The following is a 21,660-nucleotide window of genomic DNA, read 5'->3' as shown; positions in this document are numbered from 1 at the left end:
CAAACGCAAAGCAACGATCAAAGCTTCCTGTTATGTATTCGCCGCTGTCGCAGACGAATTTTTTTTCATCACCCAAAGTGCAATCAGAGCGGCTACAATCAGTACCGCCTGTGGAGTCAGGGTTTCGATATAGGGGTAAATCCCCAGCCAGGATATTTCAGGCATACCTGACAACAACGTAGGCTCAAACAGTTTTCCTTCGATCAACTCCAGAACACCCTTGCCCGCGAAAACAAATGCCATCAGATACATAAAACTACCGGTGAACATAAAGAACGGTTTCAACGGTAACTTCACTACGGTAAAACGCATGATCAGATAGGCAATCAGTAAAATGACACAGCCAATAACAAAGCCGGCCAGAATAGAAAGGTGACCGCTGACCGAGGTGGAATCCCCCATCAGGGCAAAATAGAACAGAACGGTTTCAGCCCCTTCACGGTATACCGCCAGAAAACAGGTTAACCAGAGACCAACCATCGAACCGGTACTTAACGACTGGGAAAGTTTACCTTCCAGGTAAGCTTTCCAGTGACGAGCTTCCACTTTAGACAGTAACCAATAGCTCATGGAGAACAACATCACTACCGCTATTAACATGGTGACGCCTTCCAGTAACTCACGGCTGGCACCGGAGTTAGAGAATAGCCACTGGAATAGTACCGCCGTGATTACACTGGCAACCAGAGCAACATACACCGACTGACGAATTAACGGCAGTTTGTCGTGGTGATTGTTTTTCACCAGATAGGCCACTATGGCGGCGACAATCAGCAGCGCTTCTAAGCCTTCACGCACAATAATTAACAGGCTATAGACCAACAGGCTCCAGCTAGTCTGACTACCACTACCCAGCATTTCCACGGCAGTATTTAGATCCTGTTGCAATGCCTGAGATTGTTGTTGGATCGACTCAACCGGTTGTCCAGCTTTAATCTGGCTCACCATGCGGGTGAAGTAACCTTCAATTTTGGTTTTAAATGCGGAATCACGGGAGCCGATCTTATTCTCCATTCCACTGGCTTCAAACAGGTCAAAGTAGGCATCCTGAATAGCCATCATCGCCCCTTTACCATCACCAGAATGATATTGTTCCAGCGCTGCATTAACCGCCTTATCGATATCTGTAACCACTTTTTGCCAGTCGGCATCTGGTGTTGTATCTTCAATAGCTCCGTTAGTTGCCGCTACAGCTTGCTGTGTATCACGTGTCGTTGGCAGCCCGGGAAGAAGGTCTTCAAGATCCTGTAATAAGGTCGTGATGCGGTAGCTGACTTCATTCATCTGCTCCGCTTCGCCACTGATTTTAATCAGTTCATTAAACTGGCGATTAATCTCTCCAGCCTGCTGAGAAGAGCGGTTTTGGCGAACGGACATCTCCATCTCAGAGTTTTTAAACCCATCATATTGAGCCTTTTGAACTCGAAGACGCGCTTCTGCATAGTTATTTTGTTGATACAGAGTGATAGCCTCTGCCAGCAAATCATCAATGGTTTTAAAACTCTGCTGCCAATAAGGAGCTATTTGATCATTATCATAGGTACCATGCTGTTGCTCAGCAGTCAGTTGGTGACCATCAGCCAGTACAGGTAATACGCTATCCAGTTCCCCTTTCAGCCAGTTAATTTTTTCATCAACTTCGCTTTGCGGTTTACCGTCACCAATCATCTTTCTGATTTCACCGAAAGCGGCTTCCATCTGATAGCTTTTTTGTGCAGAGATATTGATGCGAATCGGCCCTTCCAGATTTTCAAATACTTCAAAGTAAGCCATCTGGACTTCGGTACGCGCATCAGCAATTTGTTGCTGTTGGTAGAGTTGAGAAGTTTTATCTAAGCGCTGGCGAATATCATCCGTCAACTGCTTATAATCGGTATCCGCGACAACAACAGCGCTGAGCGCCAGCCATCCAATGCAGAGCAACAAAGCTTTCTGAATAATACGCATAATTATGATATACATTCTCACAATGATATTTATTCTCATTATACGTAGTTAACTCATATAATAAACCTGATCTCTATCAAACTATGGCAAAAGCAGAGACAGATATCTCTGATTACGAAAAAATCTGGATAGCTCAGTATTTGGTCAGAAAACAGCTCCTCTGGCACAGAGTAAACTGCATAAGTCGAAAGATGGTGGATTTAGCTTTATCTCACCCGTTAACTAAATTGGCCTAAAAAATACCTGTCAATTATACTAGGCTTATAGTTGTACGAGTGATAACCTGAAAAAACAGCCAAAAAATGACCATAATGTTAAATAATCATCAATTATTATCGAATTAAGCACAATAATTTAGTGTTTATCTTCGTGTTAAGGTCATAAATCAGGTCAAATATCCGTATATTTCTTTTTTTTAACCAAATTTTTAGGTTTGAGGTTAAAAAAGCATCAAATCCACATATCCATAATAACAAAGTGGTTATTAATATGGTGCGAGAGAAAATTAATCACCATTAGAATCATAATGTTATTGGTTTTTTGTTGTAACGCTCACAACTCTTGTACCGACTTTTGCTCAAGCCTTACCTATTGGGCGAAAAACTGTTAAAATTGACACATATCAAATAAAGTAGAGTTAAATTTTATGATTCCGGAAAAGCGAACAATTCGGCGCATACAATCAGGCGGATGTGCAATCCACTGTCAGGATTGCTGTATCAGCCCGTTATGCATTCCTTTTACGCTGAATGAGCATGAACTGAATCAGCTCGACAATATTATTGAGCGTAAAAAGCCGATTCAGAAAGGTCAGGCACTGTTTAAAGCAGGTGATGACCTGAAATCTCTGTATGCTATTCGCTCCGGTACCATAAAAAGCTATACCATCACGGAACAAGGTGATGAGCAGATCACTGGCTTCCATCTGGCTGGCGATTTAGTGGGCTTTGATGCCATCGGCAATCATATGCACCCAAGTTTTGCTCAGGCACTGGAAACATCCATGGTGTGTGAAATTCCATATGAAGTGTTGGACGATCTGTCTGGCAAAATGCCAAGCTTGCGTCAGCAAATCATGCGCCTGATGAGCGGTGAAATTAAAGGCGATCAGGACATGATCCTGTTGCTATCGAAGAAAAATGCTGAAGAGCGTCTGGCTGCGTTCATCTATAACCTCTCCCGCCGTTTTGCACAGCGCGGTTTCTCTCCAAGAGAGTTTCGTCTGACCATGACTCGTGGTGACATTGGTAACTATTTAGGCCTGACAGTCGAAACCATCAGCCGCTTACTGGGTCGTTTCCAAAAAAGCGAAATTCTGAGTGTTAAAGGTAAATATATTACTATTCAGGATATCGACACTCTGGCCGAACTGGCTGGTCAGAATCAAAGCGAATAATCATCGTCGGATCAAGATTTTACCAGAATCTTGATCCGAGTCCCGTTCCTCTTCTGTTCTGTTCCCGTTATATAGTTTATCTTTAACTATACTTTAGGTATTTAACGGGAGGCGCTCATGGCACACTATCAAAATCTTCTTGTCGCAATCGATCCGGATGAAGAGGATCAAGCAGCTCTACGGCGCGCCGTCTATCTTGTTCGCCGTAACGGCGGAAAAATTAAAGCGTTTCTGCCCATTTTTGATTTCTCTTATGAAGTAACCAGCCTGCTTTCTCAGGATGAGCGTATGGCGATGCGTCAAAGCGCTATCGATCAGCGCGTCGCCTGGATACGCCAGTTAAGCCACTACTATCTGGAATCTGGTGTTAACATCGAAATTAAAGTGGTCTGGCATAAACGCTATCATGAAGCAGTCATTGAAGAGATTATTGCGCATAACCATGATCTTCTGCTCAAAGCAGCTCACCAACACGATATGCTGGAATCGGTGATTTTCACCCCGCTGGACTGGCATCTGTTACGCAAAGCACCTTGTGCGGTATGGATGGTAAAAGATCAGCCATGGCCAGAACACGGAAAAGCACTGGTTTCTGTTAACCTTTCCAGTGAAGAAGATTTTCACGATGAACTGAACCGTAAACTGGTAAGAGAATCGTTGGAACTGGCAACCTTCGCTGACAGTACCGAAGTACATCTGGTCAGTGCATATCCTTCTACCTCAATCAATATTGCTATTGAGTTACCAGAGTTTGATCCTACGGTTTACAACAACGCCATTCGCGGTCAGTTTTTGGTGGCCATGAAAGCACTGCGCCAGGAATTTGGCATTCCCGAAGAGCTAACCCACGTTGAAAAAGGCATGCCGGAAGATGTTATCCCTGCTGTAGCAGAACAGATTCATGCCGGTATTGTCGTATTGGGTACCGTTGGCAGAACCGGGCTCTCGGCCGCTTTTATTGGTAACACTGCAGAACGTGTGATCGGACATCTGAAATGTGACCTTCTGGCACTGAAGCCAGACGATACTTCAGAACATGACGATCATGATGATGAAGATTAATCGAGCTTGAGTTATTAAAAAGGGCCGCAATTGCGGCCCTTTGTTTTGCTTACTTCAATGAAACTTATAAAGCACGCAGGATTTTATCTACGCTCTCTTTCGCATCACCAAACAGCATTTGGGTATTTTCTTTGAAGAACAGAGGGTTCTGAACGCCAGCATAACCGGTATTCATAGAACGTTTGAATACGATAACGTTCTGCGCTTTCCACACTTCAAGCACTGGCATACCCGCGATAGGACTACGAGGATCTTCCATCGCCGCCGGGTTAACCGTATCGTTTGCACCAATAACTAATACAGTATCGGTATCCGGGAAATCTTCGTTGATTTCGTCCATCTCCAGTACGATGTCATAAGGTACTTTGGCTTCTGCCAGCAATACGTTCATATGGCCTGGTAAGCGACCAGCAACCGGGTGAATACCAAAGCGAACTTTGATACCACGTTCACGCAGCTTAGCGGTAATATCCGCAACCGGATATTGCGCCTGTGCTACCGCCATACCGTACCCTGGGGTGATGATAACAGAGCTTGAGTTCTTCAACAGTTCTGCCACTTCTTCCGCCGTTGTTTCACGGTGTTCACCCACTTCCTCGTCCTCACCGGTAGAGGAACCATCGGTACCAAATCCACCGGCAATAACACTGATAAATGAGCGGTTCATCGCTTTACACATGATGTAAGACAGAATCGCACCGGAAGAACCAACCAGCGCACCGGTTACGATCAACAGATCGTTGCTTAACATAAAGCCCGCAGCAGCTGCTGCCCAACCGGAGTAGGAGTTCAGCATTGAAACCACTACCGGCATATCAGCACCGCCGATAGAAGCGACCAGATGCCAACCAAATGCCAGTGCAATCAGCGTCATTATCAGTAATGCAAACACCTGGAATCCGGTGCTATCGCTGTTAACGAACAGAACCATCAGCACAAATGAAACCAATACCGCGGCCAGATTCAGCTTATGGCGATGAGGTAACATCATTGGCTTAGATGAAATAATGCCGCGTAGTTTACCAAACGCTACTACCGAACCGGTAAAGGTAACCGCACCGATGAAGATCCCGAGGAATACTTCAACGTTGTGAATGTTTAACACCACTTGCAGTTCGTGTGCAGGTACGCCTTCCATATGTGGGCCAACGATATAGCTGTTAAAACCAACTAATACCGCAGCCAGACCAACGAAGCTGTGCAGAATAGCAACCAGCTCCGGCATTTCGGTCATCTCTACTTTTCTGGCGAGATAAATACCGATAGCGCCACCAATGATCATCGCCATGATAATCCAGCCCACATTACTTGAGTAAGGCCCGAAAATCGTCGCGATTAAAGCAATCGCCATCCCCAGTACGCCAAAGGTGTTACCCATTTTTGACGTTTCATGCTTGGATAAACCAGCAAGACTGAAAATAAACAGAACCGCGGCAACAATATATGCGGCAGTAACTAATCCTCCAGACATATTTGTTACTCCTTAGTTCTTCCGGAACATTTTCAGCATGCGCTGGGTGACGGTGAATCCACCAAAAATATTTATACTGGCAATCAGTACCGCGATAAATGAGAAGAATGTCACCCATCCACCGTGACCGATCTGCAACAGTGCCCCAACCACAATAATGCCCGATATGGCATTAGTTACGGACATTAATGGGGTATGCAGCGCATGACTTACGTTCCACACCACGTAGTAACCAACCACACATGCCAGTGCGAAAACGGTAAAGTGGGAAAGGAAAGAAGCCGGTGCAACACTGGCCAGCCAACCAAACAGAATGATCGCCAGCGCCAGTAAGGCATACTTTTTCACTGGTGAAGACGGTGCGGCTTCAGCTTTGGCCGCCATCACATCAGCGACTTTTGGCTTCTGTGGCTGTGCTGAAACTTTAATTGGTGGTGCAGGCCAGGTGATTTCACCGGTTTTGACTACCGTAACACCGCGAATTACATCATCTTCAAAGTTAATGTCTAACTCGCCATTCTTCTCTTTGCACAGCAGCTTTAATAAGTTAACCAGGTTGGTGCCATAAAGCTGAGAAGATTGCGTTGGTAGACGGCTTGGCAGATCGGTGTAACCGATAATTTTAACGCCGTTTGGTGTTTCAGTAATCTGATCCGCTACGGTCAGATCGCAGTTACCACCGTTTTGTGCCGCCAGATCAACGATAACGCTGCCAGGCTTCATGGATTCAACCATTGCGGTAGTAATCAGTTTTGGTGCCGGTTTGCCAGGAATCAATGCGGTAGTAACAATAATGTCCACATCTTTAGCCTGAGCGGCAAACAGCTCCATTTCGGCTTTGATAAACGCTTCAGACATCACCTTCGCGTAACCATCACCACTGCCGGCCTCTTCCTCGAAATCTAACTCAAGGAATTCAGCACCCATACTCTGAACCTGTTCTTTTACTTCAGGACGGGTATCAAATGCACGGACAATCGCTCCCAGACTGCCTGCGGCTCCGATAGCTGCCAAACCGGCAACCCCTGCCCCTATCACCATCACTTTTGCCGGAGGTACTTTACCTGCGGCAGTAATTTGACCAGTAAAGAAACGACCAAACTCGTGTGCAGCTTCAACAATCGCGCGATAACCGGCGATGTTAGCCATTGAGCTTAGTGCATCCATTGACTGAGCACGTGAAATGCGAGGTACCGAATCCATTGCCAATACGGTAACTTTTTTGTCAGCCAGTTTCTGCATCAATTCTGGATTTTGCGCAGGCCAAATAAAGCTGACCAGCGTTGTGCCTTCTCGAAGCAATTCGATTTCAAACTCTTCTGGCGCATTAACTTTCAAAATAATATCTGACTGCCAGACATCATCAGTTGAGACAATCGTTGCCGCGGCAGCTTCATAAGCTGAGTCCTCAAAGCTGGCAAGTTTACCTGCTCCTTGTTCTATGGCTACAGTGAAGCCTAACTTGATTAACTGCTCAACCGTTTTCGGTGTTGCAGCAACCCGGGCTTCATTGGCCAACCGCTCTCTTGGTACACCAATTCGCATAATATTCCCTTTCATCTGTCGTGGATGATAAGTGTATTGTTAAATCTTACTTATTTATTACATTATTGAGCCGAGAACACTGGATTTGCGTAATAACCACAAAAAGATAATTACCCCGGTTAATTCAGCTGCCTATAACCTACTGAAAATATACTCGGCGATCCACCGTTCTCTCTCTTTATCCGCAAGTTTTTTATCTGATTGTTATCAAAGTAGTGTAAATCAGCCTGATTTCTGGCTAACCTAGTGATAACGGAATGATGAAAAATGCTAAAGCATCCCCTGTAATTCCATGACATAATCGCTTACCCTTGTCGGTACTGATTTATGCATACGTTAACAAATGTTAATAATTAAGGCGTAAAGGATCCTTTTATGAAGCTGAAGACAACGCTAATTACTACAGCCCTGCTTTCCGGAATGGCTTTCTCTGTGTTTGCTGCCGAAGAACTCACCCCTGAGAAGGCTGATTCATTAGCACCTTTTGACAGAATCACCTTCTCTGGTCGTTACGATAGTATCTACGACGCTAACAAAGCAGCATCAAAACAAGCGGATAAGCGTGGTGCATCAGCGTTCTTTGTTCGTGATATTAGTGAAGTTAATAACGGCAGTAATTCACGTGTTACCGTTGATCTGTACCATACCGACGCTAAACCAGCCGTTGAAGAAGTGAAGTACCGCATGTATAACGGTGTGCGTGAATTACCTCGCGACGAAGCCAGCAAGCTCGAACCTTTTGATACCGTTTCTATTCGCGGTAACTTCCCGCTTCAGGACGATATCAACAGTACGATTGGTAAGCTGGCCAGTGAGAAAGGCGCTTACTCTTTCTTTATCGTCAGACAAATTGATGCAAACCGTGGTGCTAACCAGTACATAACAGCATTTATCTATAAGAAAGATGCTCCGGAACGTAAAGTTCAAATAAAAGCTGACCCTATTCCGGCTGATTCAGAAGCAGGTAAAGCGGCACTGGCTGCAGGTGGTGAGGCGGCTGCCGAAGTTGAAATTCCAAACGTAGCATCTTCCACGTCTTTCAGTGGTGATGTAGGTCGTTTCTTTGAAACTCAGACCAGCTCAGAAGGCTCCCGTTATACCGTGACGCTTAAAGATGGTACTAAAGTTCAAATGCTGAATAACGCAACGGCAATGAAAATGACACCGTTTGACAGCATTACCTTTACGGATAACTTCAGCAACTCAGTTGAGATGTATGAACAGATTGCTAAACGCGCAGCAGCGAAAGGTGGTAAATATTTCCACGTAACCCGCGAGTGGCAAAAAGGCAGTGGCAACACTACCGTAACGGCAGATATCTTCAAATAAATCAAAATATTATGAAAATTAAGGGCGATAGATTATCGCCCTTTTTTATTGCCAGTATTCCCCCTTCGATGTTCGGTCCTTTTTCAGTGCATTAATCCATTGCAACGTCAGTCATCGCTACGTAGAATCAGCAAAATTTTTTAGCCAATCTGCGACAGCATATGTGTTGTAGCCCGACAGGCTAATTTGACCGCTCTTTATCAGGTATCTGACGTTGGAAAAAAAACTCGGCCTTACCACGCTAACTGCGCTGGTGTTAAGTTCTATGCTCGGCGCTGGCATATTCAGCCTTCCGCAAAATATGGCTGAAGTGGCAAGCCCGGCAGCGCTGCTGATAGGTTGGGCCATCACCGGTACCGGTATTCTGTTTCTGGCTTTCGCTCTATTGCTGCTAACCCGTATTCGCCCCGATCTGGATGGCGGTATATTTACCTACGCTAAAGAAGGCTTCGGTGAACTGATTGGTTTCTGTTCCGCCTGGGGTTATTGGATTTGTGCTGTAGTAGCCAACCTCTCCTATCTGGTCATTGTGTTTGCCGCACTGAGTTTTTTCACTGATTCTCCCGGACACGTGGTTTTTGGTGAAGGTAATACCTGGCAGGCTATGCTGGGGGCTTCGGTACTGTTATGGATAGTTCACGGATTAATATTACGTGGGGTACAAACCGCTGCACTAATTAATCTGATTGCTACCCTGGCTAAACTGATTCCTATCGCGTTATTTATTATTCTGGCAATTCTGGCTTTTAATATTGACGTTTTTAAACTCGATTTTACCGGCGTTAATCTTGGGCAACCGGTTTGGGAGCAAGTAAAAAGTACCATGCTGATTACCCTGTGGGTGTTTATTGGTATTGAAGGTGCCGTAGTGGTTTCCGGTCGGGCAAAACATAAGGCCGACGTAGGGCGCGCAACCGTATTAGCCGTTCTGATGGCGTTGTGTGTTTATCTGCTGATCACACTATTATCGCTGGGTGTCGTTCCTCGCGTTGAGTTAGCCGGGATGCGTAACCCATCCATGTCTGGCGTCATGGTTATGTTGATGGGGCCAATTGGTGAAATTGTTATTGCTGCGGGCTTAATTATTTCAGTATGCGCAGCCTATTTGAGCTGGACGATTATGGCTGCTGAAGTTCCATTTTTAGCGGCTCAGCATGGTGCTTTTCCTCATGCGTTTATTCACCAAAATCATAAAGGCGCGCCATCAGCATCGTTATGGTTCACTAACGGCATTATCCAGCTCAGCCTGTTGCTAATCTGGCTGACGGGAAGTAACTACAATACTCTGTTGATCATCGCTTCTGAGATGATTCTGATCCCCTATTTTCTGGTTGGTGCTTTCCTGTTGAAAGAGGCTATTCGCCGAAAAAGTATGAAACTGGGGCTAACCGCTGCCGGAGCCAGTATTTATGGTCTGTGGTTAATTTACGCTTCTGGTCTGGAAAACCTGTTTATGTCAGTGGTGCTGTATGCCCCTGGTATTCTGGTGTTTATCTATGCTCGCTATGCTGCAATTAACAAAAAGAAACCACTGAACGTCACTGAGCGCGCCATTATTGTATTGTTGTTTGCCTTGCTGGCACCGGCGTTGTGGATGACGTTATCGTAGTTGAGTATCGAGTCAGTTTCGTCCACTAATAGTATTGAGTTCAAATAGACTACGGTGCAAGTGGCCGAGTTAAGGGGGCTTGCGAGCCCCCTTAACAATCCCGCGCTTTCGCACACGAATCCAGGTCGCCTACGGCGACTACCTTCCTCCATCATTCGGCCTTAACGCACCGGCCCAGAGCCGCTCCCGGCGTCGCTGTGCCTCGCCCCGCATCCATGCGAGGCGTGCTGGCCTCTTTCAGTCGTCAGCTGAATTCCAGTGCTCATAGAAGGTCAAGGTCTACTACTAAATAACAATTATCCCCAACGGCTCCAGCAGTTGACTCTGTTGCTCCTGAGTAATCTTCACCCCGGCAAGATTAACCCGCCGCACATCAATTTGACTCAAATCGCAGTTGGTCAGGTCGCAACTGGTGAAGTCTGCTGATTCCCAGTCGATATGGTGGAATTCGCCGCCGGACAAATCGGAGCCACAAAATCGGGCAGCTAACAGGTTAGCTTCCGACCAGCGGTTTTCTGGCAGTTCGCACTGTTCTAAAACGACATCTTCAAAATTACAGTAACTGAAGTTATTGCGTAAAAAACTGGCGGAGCAGAAATAGCTGTTGCTACCGATCATATTCACAAAGCTGGCGCCTTTAAAATTCGCCCCCAATACTTTGCAATCGGCTATTTCTAACCCCATCGCATCAATATGTCGGAAATCCGTCAGGCTCAGATCACAATGGTGAAAATGGCTCTCTTTCAACACAGTGCGATAAAACGAGCAACCGCTGTCTTGTTGCTCGTCATAGAATTTACAGTGCAGGAATTGCATTTCACTCAGATCAGCACGGTCAAAGCTGCATTGATAAAACTGACAATGCTCAACGACTTCATCAGGAAAATCACTACGAATAAACGCTCTATCCCGAAATACCTGATGCTTCATCGCTAATATCCTTCAATCTAAGTTCCACCTTATTAATTAAGCTAAGGTGGAACATTTAGTTACACTGTAACCTTATCAATGGCCTGTTGAATACGTTTATCCGAGATTGGGGACGGCGTACCCAATTGCTGAGCAAAATAACTAACCCTCAATTCCTCGATCATCCAGCGAATTTCTGTTACTTCATCACTGAGTGGCTTATGAGGAGGAAGCTTATTCAATAGTTGTTGATACATCTTCTGAATATGTTCAACTTTCAGCATTTGGGCACGGTCGCGATGAGGATCAATTGGCAACTTATCGATTCTACGCTCAATAGCCTGTAGGTAACGCAAAATATCCGGCAATCTGTGCCAGCCGCTTTCACAAACAAACCCACGGTAAATAAGACGTCCCATTTGCGCTTTAATATCTGACAACGCCAATGCAACCGACATATCTACTCGCCCTTTAAGACGTTTATTAATGTTATGTGCAGTGGTCAGAATCTGTTCAACCTGTTTGGCAATCGCTACCACGCTCTCATTTAACTCAGCCCGAATAAACTCTTTCAGTGAGTCAAAAGAGGCTTCATCCCAGGCCGGGCCACCGTGTTCAATAACCAGCTTATCCACACCGCAGGCAATGCAGTCATCAATTAAGTCCAGCACTTTACCAAATGGATTAAAATAGAGCCCCAGTTTGGCTTTATTCGGCAGCTTCTCATGCAAATATTTAACCGGAGAAGGAATGTTCAACAATAGCAGGCGACGGGTTCCCTTCCACATCACTTGCTGCTGTTCCTGCTCGGTTTCAAATAGCTGAATACCTACGCTGTCTTTTTCATCGGTTAATGCCGGATAAGCCTTAACGGAATACCCCCCGCGTTTTTGCTCAAAACGTTGAGGCAATGAACCAAAAGACCAGACATGAAGTCCGGTTTGTTCAATGCCGTCATCGGCAACCGCAGACAGCGTTTGCTGAACTTCACCTTTAAGCTGACGCTTTAATTGAGGGAGATCTTTGCCTTCTGCCAGCATTTTGCTTTTATCATCGATCACCCGGAAAGTGATTTTAAGATGATCGGGAATCTGATCTAATTGCCATGACTCTCGTGACACTGTCACTCCCGTCATTAAACGCAGTTCTCTTTCCAGAGAGTCTAACAGGCTCATTTCCAGAGGCTTAGCCCTTTGCAGGAAAGCTTCAGCATAGTTTGGCGCAGGAACAAAATTGCGGCGGATTGGCTTTGGCAATGATTTAATTAGCGCAATAACCAAATCCCGACGTAAGCCCGGAATTTGCCAGTCAAAGCCCTCTTCCTGTACCTGATTAAGTATCGGTAATGGAATATGAATAGTAACGCCATCCGCGTTCGCTCCGATCTCAAACTGATAGGTAACCCGTAACTTAAGGTTTCCCTGATACCAACTGTTCGGATAATCCTGAGCGCTGATTTTACTGGCACCTTCTTTAATCAACATCGATTTTTCGAAATTAAGCAGTTCCGGCTGCTCACGAGAAATCTTTTTCCACCAGCTATCAAAATAACGACTGGAGACTACCTCTTCACCAATGCGGCGATCGTAGAAATTAAACAGTGTTTCATCATCTACCAGAATATCGCGGCGACGTGATTTGTTTTCCAGCTCTTCAACTTCAGACATCAGGCGCAAATTGGCTTTAAAGAATGGATGGCGAGTTTGCCATTCTCCTTCTACTAAAGCATGACGAATAAACAATTCACGGCTAAGAACCGGGTCAATCGTCCCATACTGAACTTTGCGTTCATTCACTATTGGCAGACCAAACAGCGTCACTTTCTCACTGGCAATTACCGCGCCCTGGGCTTTCTCCCAGTGCGGATCGCTATAAGCATGTTTAATCAGGTGCTGAGCCAGGGGTTCGATCCATTCTGGTTCCACCCGGGCGGCTATACGCCCCCATAAGCGGGTGGTTTCCACCAGTTCAGCGACCATGACCCATTTTGGCGGCTTTTTAAATAAACCAGAACCGGGAAAGATAGAGAAGCGCGCATTGCGGGCGCCGGTAAACTCATGCTTATCCAAATCTTTTTGACCAATATGGGATAATAAACCGGAAAGCAACGCAGTATGCACCTCACGATATTCAGCGGGTGTGCTATTTGCAGGGAATCCCAGTTCTTTTACTACCTGCCGCAATTGGGTATAAACATCCTGCCACTCGCGTACGCGCAAATAGTTAAGGAAATCCCCTTTGCACAGTTTACGAAACTGAGATGAAGACAATTCTTCCTGCTGTTCACCCAGATAATTCCACAGGTTCACAAAGGCCAGAAAGTCTGAATCTTTATCAATAAATCGACGATGTTTTTCATCCGACGCCTGCTGTTTCTCCAGCGGACGTTCACGCGGATCCTGAATCGATAACGCTGAAGTAATAATCATCACTTCGCGTACACAACCATTCTTCTGCCCTTCAATCACCATGCGCGCTAAGCGCGGATCAATTGGCAATTGAGCCAGTTGACGGCCTACAGGAGTCAGATGTCCTTTACCCTGTTCATTGTGTTCAATGGCACCCAGTTCTTCTAATAGCCGTACACCGTCCTGAATATTGCGTTTATCCGGCGCTTCTACAAATGGAAAGGCGGCGATATCGCCCAATCCAATAGCAGTCATCTGCAAAATAACCGATGCCAGATTAGTACGCAAAATTTCCGGATCGGTAAACTCTGGACGGGAAAGAAAATCCTGCTCGGAATAGAGACGAATACAGATACCATTCGATACCCGACCGCATCGCCCTTTACGCTGATTAGCTGAAGCCTGAGAAATGGGTTCTATTGGCAAACGCTGAACTTTAGTTCTGGCACTGTAGCGGCTGATTCGGGCGGTACCTGGATCGATAACGTATTTAATTCCCGGTACAGTCAATGAGGTTTCAGCCACGTTAGTTGCCAATACTATGCGTCGACCGGTATGGGATTGAAACACCTTATTCTGGTCGTTATTCGACAGACGCGCATATAGCGGTAGCACTTCGGTATGCGCAATTTCTTGCTTATTAAGCGCATCTGCCGTATCGCGGATTTCGCGCTCACCGCTCATAAACACCAGAATATCTCCCGGTGCTTCATGCATCAGTTCATCGACCGCATCCAGAATGGCTTGAGTTTGATCCCGTTCGCTGTCGTCAGCCTCTTCTACAATTGGACGATAACGCACTTCTACCGGGTAAGTACGGCCAGATACCTCAATCACCGGTGCATTATTAAAATGCCGGGAGAAACGTTGAGGATCGATGGTTGCCGACGTAATAATGACTTTAAGATCCGGGCGCTTCGGTAATAACTGACGCAAATAGCCCAGAATAAAATCGATATTCAGGCTACGTTCATGGGCTTCATCAATAATGATGGTGTCATACTGGCTTAGTAAACGATCTTGCTGTATTTCTGCCAGTAAAATACCATCAGTCATCAGCTTAACCAGCGTAGTGTCACTGATTTTGTCGTTAAAACGAACCTTATAGCCTACTGCAGACCCCAGCGTTACACTCAATTCATCAGCAATACGCCCTGCAACAGAGCGAGCTGCCAGTCGCCTTGGCTGAGTATGACCAATAATGCCCTTAATTCCCCGCCCTAGTTCAAGGCAGAGTTTTGGTATTTGCGTGGTTTTACCCGACCCCGGCTCTCCGGCGATGATAACTACCTGATGGTCACGAATGGCGGCCAACAGTTGATCTTTCTTCTGGCTAACCGGCAGATTTTCCGGGTAACTAATCTTCGGACAGGCCGCCTTTCGGTTGGCTACTCGTTGCAAACCGCTCTGAATGTCAGAATTAATTTCTGCCGCAATTAATGATAATTTTTCACCATTGGTGATTTTACGGGCGCCGTCCAAACGGCGACGCAGCCGCTTCTGATCGCGCAACATTAAATGCCGAATTTGACCGGATAATGCGGCTAGTGGGGATTTCACTGTCTGGGATCCTGTGCTGAATAAACCGATGTGTACCATTGATGGTTCTGTTACTCATTATATTACCACAAACCTGATTTATAAGCGGATAAGTCACTTTTTTATCTTGTTCAAAAAATTAGAATAACCCTATCTAATTATTGCGCTATCAAATTGAAGCTTGGCCGAATATGATGTAATACATCACGGGGGCACCCTGTTATTGATCAACATAAACAAGGAATTATCATGAGTAAGGTTTTAGTCATCAAATCAAGTATTCTTTCTGGTTATTCTCAGTCAAATATTTTAGCTGATTTCTTTGTCGAAAAATGGAAACAAGAGCACCCGTCTGATACCGTTACTGTACGCGATCTGGCAGCTAATCCTGTTCCTGTATTAGATGGTGAACTGGTTGGCGCAATGCGCCCATCCGATCAGCCAATGACTGCTCGTCAACAAGAAGCACTGGCGCTGTCTGATGAACTGATTGCTGAACTGCAAGGTAACGATGTTATTGTTATCGGTGCACCAATGTATAACTTCAATATCTCGACTCAGTTAAAAAACTATTTTGACCTGATTGCTCGTGCTGGCGTGACGTTCCGCTACACCGAGAAAGGACCAGAAGGTTTAGTCACCGGTAAGAAAGTTTATATCTTAACCAGCCGTGGTGGTATTCATAAAGATTCCCCAACCGATCTGGTTGCTCCTTACCTGAAACTATTCCTGGGCTTTATCGGTATTACTGATGCTGAGTTTGTCTATCAGGAAGGCGTTGCTTACGGCCCTGAAGTAGCTCAAAAAGCGCAAGAAGATGCGAAATCCTTTATTCAGCAATACGTTTCTGCCTGATAATCGATCTTCTCAATATTATGTAAAAGCCCCTGAATCAGGGGCTTTTATCATTTAATTCGTGGTAAATATTACTTCTTAAGCCACTGGCCATTAATACCTTTGACGTATTCTCCGGCCTCTGCTCTATTCACTAATTTTTGCCCGGCCATTTTAGCCACATCATTTACATTCACATTATTTTCCGCCGCTACCGACTTATACTGCTCGGTACGGGCCTGGTTGATTTTATCTGTTAATGCCTGTGCTTCTGCCGTCGGTTTAACCGGTGCAATATAGCCATTCAGTGTTTCACCCACCAGCCCCTGCTGTTTCGCTTCTTTTAAGGTTAACGCACTGGCAGCCACACTAAACAGCAGTACCGTGGCGATCAATCCGGTATTGATTAGTTTCATTGCCATTCCTTAAAAAATATCCGATTGTGTCTTCAGCATTTTTTCGACGTCTTTATCGACTTTAATATGAATCTCATGCTCAATTTTGACATTCATATTAATCACAATTGGCTCTGTTGATGGTGCAATCTCAATTCTTGGCACACAACCGCCAAGAGCAAAGGCCGTCATCACCGCTAACCATCCAAATTTATTCACTAATTATGCTCCTTCGGTAATGAGAAGATCTGTTGCAGATTGTCCTGCAAATTATCGCCAAACCGTAAGCTACGCCATAGCTGGAAAATATCTTCTTCATGATGGTAATTGAGTTTCACTAAACGCTCAGCATTCTTGGTTGGATTAAAACCTTCTATCTGTGCGTCCATGGTCAATAATCCTAAATTACTTACGTTAACATCCGCTCTGGAACGACGGATCTCCATATAACGTAACCAATCCATAATGTCACCGGTTGCCATATTGTCATCGCTGATGGCCTGTACCATATCTTTATCCAGACGCAGAGTAAGATCTTTACTATTCTCCACCCAGCCTCCTTTCACCAGCCACTCCGGATGATTCAGATACAGCGGCAGCTCACCATCTACTTTACCGGACATGGTAAACTGCTTCGGTTTCAAAATGGTAAATAATTCACTGAGATCGACGCCTTTGACCGTAAGAATAGCCGGATCTTTCTGTGGTATTCGTAACTGTTGCATACCGATATGCCCCTGTAGCATATCTACACCGACATTGGTTAATCGTAAAGGCTGGCGCTCCGAATGAGGATAATACCCTTGTAAATCAGCGGTAATATTGCTCATATCAAACAGGTTATTGAGCTTTTTCACTCTTAACTTAACCGGAGATTGCGGCCCTAGCTGCCACACATGATCCTTCAGACGATAGGACATGACGAAATCAAGTCCGCTCAGCTCGCCGTCTTTTAACCACATACCGCCATCTTTCACTACCATATGACCGCCGGCTTCAATTCCCTGCGTTTCGGAAATCGAAAACGCCGATTGCGCATACAGCGTACCTTTGCGAATTTTAAAACCGAGATCCGGAGCCAGTAAAGTCTGGAAAACCTCCAATGACTGTTCAGGCCACCAGCCTTCTCCCCGGATGCGTTCACCATCCCAACGGCCACTCAATTTTATTGGCCCAATTTTTTTAGTGCTGAGATCGCCCTTCCACTGGAAGTTTGCCGGATCTTGTCCGAAGAACTGAATATTTAGCGTAGATGGTGGTAAATAACCGCCATTATCGAACTCAACTTTTTGCGCCTGCAATTGCCATCCGGCACGATACTGACCTTCAGCACGATTCCAGCTCAGTGGTTCCGCCAACACTAACCGGGGCTTATTCACTGTAACTTGTCCATAGACCAGATGATTAAAGCCCGTTGATAATGTCTGCAAGTTAATCAGGCTATCGTTCCACTCCCCTTTGCCGGACATATCCCATTTGGCTTTCATTGGAGGCATATCACCATTGCCCCAAAAGTTCCATTCCCAGTGCCCTTGATCAATCCAGAAATCCCGGGAACGCCCATCCAGATGCAGCTTATATTTACCCCAGTAACGATGGCTGGCATTAATAATGGTTTGCAAACGACCACTGATGCCTTTGTCCGTTACTTTTATTCCCGCCAATGGGAATCGGGCTTCATGCAGATAAATATCCGGGGTTACAGCTCCGGTTACGCGCAATAAAGAACCGGACAATAGATTAAGGGTTGGATTAGCGATAGTCCCTGATAGCTTACCGGGAATAGTAGTATATAAAGATAACTGTTCTTCATTCATCTTACCGGTAAGTTGAAAGTTTAAATCGCTCTCTTTCAGGCTAATTTTACCCGGTGCAAATGTTAATACCGCGTTGCCTTTACCTGCACTGCCCTGAGTAACCACATTCAGCCGCGCTTCAATATTGGCTTCATTATAATCACTGCTCCAATCCGTGAGCGTCATACTAATGCCGCCGGTAAATGGCTGGGAAGCATAAGGCCAACGCCATTGCCCCTGAGTCACAACCAGACGTTTACCCTCCAGCGTCCAGGGAACATCCAGCAAGCTCTCTTTCTCACCCTGCGGGGTGACTGTCAGATGACCATCCTGCTGTTGCCAGTTTAGTTTTAGCAGCAGCGGTTTATTTACGTAGGTGGTAACAAATTCGCCATCGATATTTCCCTGTTCAGGAATAGCATCCAGACTGACAGGTACCTGTATCTCACCATTTAACTGAATAATGTCATCGCTATCCGGAATATGCAGGCTGAGAGACTCTAATGTCAGCATCTGTCGATCGTTTAATAATGCCGATCCAGAAAGTAAATTCCCTTTAACACTAAGACGCTGGCCTTGTTTATTACTGGTTAGATCAACCCGGCCTGAGTAGGATTCCCACGGCGTAATACTCAGGCGATCCAGGGATAGCGAAAAAGCGGGCAGCTGTTTTTGAATATCAGCAATCGACAAAGGTGTATCATCATCGACAGACGTTTCTTGAGTTGTTAACTTCTCCAGACAGTGGGTATCGATATCCAGAGAATTTCCATGCAGCTTCCACTGCCTGTCCTGATAAATCAGCGTTAACGGCCCCGCATCAGCTAAAAAACAGTCCTGAGCCAGAAATTGAATGCCGTTTAAAGAAATTCCGCGCTTGATTAACTGTGGGGGCTGAGTAAATATCAGCTGTGTTCCTTCCGGTAACCAGAGGCCGGCAACTTTAGGTAGCCACGTTGAGATCGTTGCCCATAGCGTCATTAATGACAATATCAGTATGGTCACGACAATCAGAACGTATTTAACAAAACGACCTATTACCACGCCTAAACTACCCCGGAACGCGAATCAGGCGGAAAATATAGCATATTAATAATATTGGCTAAACTGATTCTAATACTGGTTACTAACTATATCGTTAAATTGTCCTAACTCCCGATATCTGATAAATTAATTCTATAATTCTGGTGGAGATATGTGATGAAACTTGCTATTTACAGCACAAAACAATACGACAGAAAGTATCTTGAAGTTGCTAATCAACGTTTTGGTATCGATCTCGAATTTTTTGACTTCAAACTGAGCCCGCAAACCGCTAAAACCGCGGAAGGTTGTGAAGCCGTTTGCATCTTTGTTAACGATGATGGAAGTCGTCCGGTGCTTGAGGAGTTAGCAAAATCAGGCGTCAAAATTGTGGCATTACGCTGTGCCGGATTTAATAATGTTGACCTTGATGCGGCGAAAGAGCTGGGTCTACAAGTGGTTCGTGTTCCTGCCTATTCACCGGAAGCCGTCGCCGAACATGCGATTGGATTAATGATGAGCCTTAATCGTCGTATTCATCGCGCCTATCAAAGAACCCGCGATGCCAATTTCTCTCTTGAAGGGTTAATTGGCTTTAATATGCATAACCGTACCGCAGGCATTATCGGTACCGGAAAAATTGGTATTGCCACTATGCGGATTTTAAAAGGGTTTGGTATGCGCTTGCTGGCATTTGACCCTTATCCGTCACCGTTGGCACTGGATTTAGGGGCTGAGTATGTCGATCTGAAAACCCTGTATGAACGTTCTGATGTGATCTCTTTGCATTGCCCATTAACGCCAGAAAACCATCACCTGCTAAATGCCGCTGCCTTTAAACAAATGAAAGATGGCGTGATGATTATTAATACCAGCCGGGGTGGTTTAATTGATTCTCCTGCTGCTATCGAAGCACTGAAACAGCAAAAAATCGGTTCATTAGGCATGGACGTTTATGAAAACGAAAGAGATCTGTTCTTCGAAGATAAATCTAACGATGTGATTCAGGATGATGTATTCCGTCGCTTGTCTTCCTGTCATAACGTGCTGTTTACCGGCCATCAGGCATTTTTAACTGAAGAAGCATTATTAAGCATCTCTGAGACCACACTTCAAAATATTCAGCAATTAGAGCAGAACCAGCCTTGCCCTAATTTACTGTAATAATCGTCTATTTTATCGCCGGTAGTCACAATATTATGTTAACTACCGGTAAATCATTGTAAATCTCTATTTACTCTCATATTTAATATGGTAAAACACGTTCAAATTTAAACCGATAAAATAGCAACGCATTGATTATCGGATCAATTTCCACGTCATGACTTTTGGGGATTATAATGAAAATAGCTTTACCTTTTATTATTTCGGCCGTCCTGCTTAGCGGCTGTACTTTAACGGATGGCAATGCAATAAAAGAGAGTGATTTACAACATCATAATTTTATTCTGACCAGCGTTGATGGCGAGCATATGGCTGATACCACTAAAGACAAACGCCCATTAAATATTGAGTTTGGCGAGAATATGCATGTTAGTGGTGCAATGTGTAATCGCTTTATGGGTCAGGCCAGGTTAAAAGATGGGGTATTAACCGCAACACAACTGGCTTCTACCCGAATGGCCTGTTTAGATGAAAAAATGAACCAGTTAGACCAAATCATTGCTGTAACGCTGAATAATGGCGCTAAAGTATCCCTGGATCAGGGGGTATTAACCTTAAGCTCAGCACAGCATACGTTGACCTATAAACTCAGCGATTGGGTCAGATAATATTAATGATAATTGCTTGTATTTAAATAATAAAAAACCGGAAAAGAGCCTGTTGCACCCTTCCGGTTTTTTCATATCAATTTGATATCAATTTCAACTAAATCACATACGTATACTTAATAACGTTTACCGTTTGAAAGCTGACAGTTACTCACTACACTGCCATCCAGATTATGTGAAGTGGTTGGCATTCCCCCCATGCTATTGCAGTTGGCTAATGCCATTTCATCCATCGGCGCTGCTCTTGCAGTCTCTTCGGTGATCATGGAGTTATGGGGTAACAATCTCACCTGATCGGGCTGACTACTACATCCTGCCAATAAAAGTGCACCAAGTGCAGCCAGACAGATTTTTCCCTTCATGTTTACCTCTGTTATTGTATTTTCAGCCACAAAAAACCATCTGCAATGATGGTTAGTTTAAGTTTGGCTAAGAATTAACCTGAAATTAATATTCTGATTACTTTATTTCGCATTTTTTGTAATAACTTAAACTCTTAATTAAGTTATTATCTTGCCGCTAATTAATTAGCGATCCACTGCTTTTCAGTTAATCTGACTGATTTTTTACCAGCGCCATTTGCGCTGGTTTTTTTATTCGTATTTTGCTCAACCGGTATACTCCG

Annotated in this window: 16 protein-coding genes; 7 read left to right on the top strand and 9 right to left on the bottom strand. The window is 44.9% G+C overall.

Annotated features, from left to right (window positions below; all coding sequences use genetic code 11):
• Positions 1–30 precede the first annotated feature (30 nt).
• Positions 31–1,947 (bottom strand): FTR1 family iron permease, encoded by a 1,917-nt coding sequence (locus I2494_RS00645; protein WP_218465877.1) that lies wholly within the window; start codon positions 1,945–1,947, stop codon positions 31–33.
• A gap of 646 nt (positions 1,948–2,593) precedes the next feature.
• Between I2494_RS00645 and I2494_RS00640 the strand changes: the two genes are divergently transcribed.
• Positions 2,594–3,343, top strand: a complete 750-nt coding sequence (locus I2494_RS00640; protein WP_130591209.1) for an FNR family transcription factor — start codon at positions 2,594–2,596, stop codon at positions 3,341–3,343.
• Between the two features lie 117 nt (positions 3,344–3,460).
• Positions 3,461–4,405 (top strand): universal stress protein UspE, encoded by a 945-nt coding sequence (gene uspE, locus I2494_RS00635; RefSeq protein ID WP_218465878.1) that lies wholly within the window; start codon positions 3,461–3,463, stop codon positions 4,403–4,405.
• Between the two features lie 64 nt (positions 4,406–4,469).
• Here uspE and pntB read toward each other — a convergent pair whose 3' ends face one another.
• Positions 4,470–5,876, bottom strand: a complete 1,407-nt coding sequence (gene pntB, locus I2494_RS00630) for a Re/Si-specific NAD(P)(+) transhydrogenase subunit beta (protein ID WP_218465879.1) — start codon at positions 5,874–5,876, stop codon at positions 4,470–4,472.
• A 12-nt stretch (positions 5,877–5,888) separates the two neighbouring features.
• Positions 5,889–7,421: a Re/Si-specific NAD(P)(+) transhydrogenase subunit alpha gene (gene pntA / locus I2494_RS00625; RefSeq protein WP_130591206.1), complete on the bottom strand. Its 1,533-nt coding sequence runs from the start codon at positions 7,419–7,421 to the stop codon at positions 5,889–5,891.
• A 375-nt stretch (positions 7,422–7,796) separates the two neighbouring features.
• On the opposite strand from pntA, the gene ydgH reads away from it, so the two are divergent.
• Positions 7,797–8,750 (top strand): DUF1471 family protein YdgH, encoded by a 954-nt coding sequence (gene ydgH, locus I2494_RS00620; RefSeq protein ID WP_218465880.1) that lies wholly within the window; start codon positions 7,797–7,799, stop codon positions 8,748–8,750.
• Positions 8,751–8,964: 214 nt separating this feature from the next.
• Positions 8,965–10,359 carry an amino acid permease gene (locus I2494_RS00615; protein ID WP_218465881.1) on the top strand — a complete coding sequence of 465 codons (1,395 nt, stop codon included), beginning with the start codon at positions 8,965–8,967 and terminating at the stop codon, positions 10,357–10,359.
• A 285-nt stretch (positions 10,360–10,644) separates the two neighbouring features.
• Here I2494_RS00615 and I2494_RS00610 read toward each other — a convergent pair whose 3' ends face one another.
• Positions 10,645–11,289 carry a Qnr family pentapeptide repeat protein gene (locus tag I2494_RS00610; RefSeq protein WP_218465882.1) on the bottom strand — a complete coding sequence of 215 codons (645 nt, stop codon included), beginning with the start codon at positions 11,287–11,289 and terminating at the stop codon, positions 10,645–10,647.
• Between the two features lie 59 nt (positions 11,290–11,348).
• On the bottom strand, positions 11,349–15,236 hold the full coding sequence (hrpA, locus tag I2494_RS00605) for an ATP-dependent RNA helicase HrpA (protein ID WP_228350796.1): 3,888 nt from the start codon (positions 15,234–15,236) through the stop codon (positions 11,349–11,351).
• Between the two features lie 228 nt (positions 15,237–15,464).
• Here hrpA and I2494_RS00600 point away from each other — a divergent pair, with 228 nt between their 5' ends.
• The gene (locus tag I2494_RS00600; protein ID WP_218465884.1) at positions 15,465–16,070 is read left to right on the top strand and encodes an FMN-dependent NADH-azoreductase; all 606 of its coding nucleotides are present in this window, start codon (positions 15,465–15,467) and stop codon (positions 16,068–16,070) included.
• A 71-nt stretch (positions 16,071–16,141) separates the two neighbouring features.
• Here I2494_RS00600 and I2494_RS00595 read toward each other — a convergent pair whose 3' ends face one another.
• From I2494_RS00595 to I2494_RS00585, 3 genes are read right to left on the bottom strand one after another with little or no spacing between them, the layout of a single operon-like run.
• Entirely contained in the window at positions 16,142–16,465 is a 324-nt protein-coding gene (locus I2494_RS00595) for a YdbL family protein (protein WP_218465885.1), read from the bottom strand.
• Positions 16,466–16,474: 9 nt separating this feature from the next.
• Positions 16,475–16,636, bottom strand: a complete 162-nt coding sequence (locus tag I2494_RS00590; RefSeq protein WP_218466039.1) for a YnbE family lipoprotein — start codon at positions 16,634–16,636, stop codon at positions 16,475–16,477.
• Positions 16,637–16,662: 26 nt separating this feature from the next.
• On the bottom strand, positions 16,663–19,284 hold the full coding sequence (locus I2494_RS00585; RefSeq protein WP_228350795.1) for a YdbH family protein: 2,622 nt from the start codon (positions 19,282–19,284) through the stop codon (positions 16,663–16,665).
• Positions 19,285–19,440: 156 nt separating this feature from the next.
• On the opposite strand from I2494_RS00585, the gene I2494_RS00580 reads away from it, so the two are divergent.
• Together I2494_RS00580 and hslJ are read left to right on the top strand one after the other, a co-directional pair.
• Entirely contained in the window at positions 19,441–20,427 is a 987-nt protein-coding gene (locus tag I2494_RS00580) for a 2-hydroxyacid dehydrogenase (RefSeq protein ID WP_218465886.1), read from the top strand.
• Between the two features lie 176 nt (positions 20,428–20,603).
• Positions 20,604–21,035 carry a heat shock protein HslJ gene (gene hslJ, locus I2494_RS00575; RefSeq protein ID WP_218465887.1) on the top strand — a complete coding sequence of 144 codons (432 nt, stop codon included), beginning with the start codon at positions 20,604–20,606 and terminating at the stop codon, positions 21,033–21,035.
• Positions 21,036–21,151: 116 nt separating this feature from the next.
• Here hslJ and I2494_RS00570 read toward each other — a convergent pair whose 3' ends face one another.
• Positions 21,152–21,397 (bottom strand): DUF333 domain-containing protein, encoded by a 246-nt coding sequence (locus tag I2494_RS00570; RefSeq protein ID WP_218465888.1) that lies wholly within the window; start codon positions 21,395–21,397, stop codon positions 21,152–21,154.
• Positions 21,398–21,660 lie beyond the last annotated feature (263 nt).

The sequence above is a fragment of the Limnobaculum allomyrinae genome (assembly GCF_016649425.1).
Taxonomy (GTDB): domain Bacteria; phylum Pseudomonadota; class Gammaproteobacteria; order Enterobacterales; family Enterobacteriaceae; genus Limnobaculum; species Limnobaculum allomyrinae.
The sequence above is the reverse complement of the archived record's forward strand: the minus strand, read 5'-3'. Positions and strand labels throughout refer to the sequence as shown.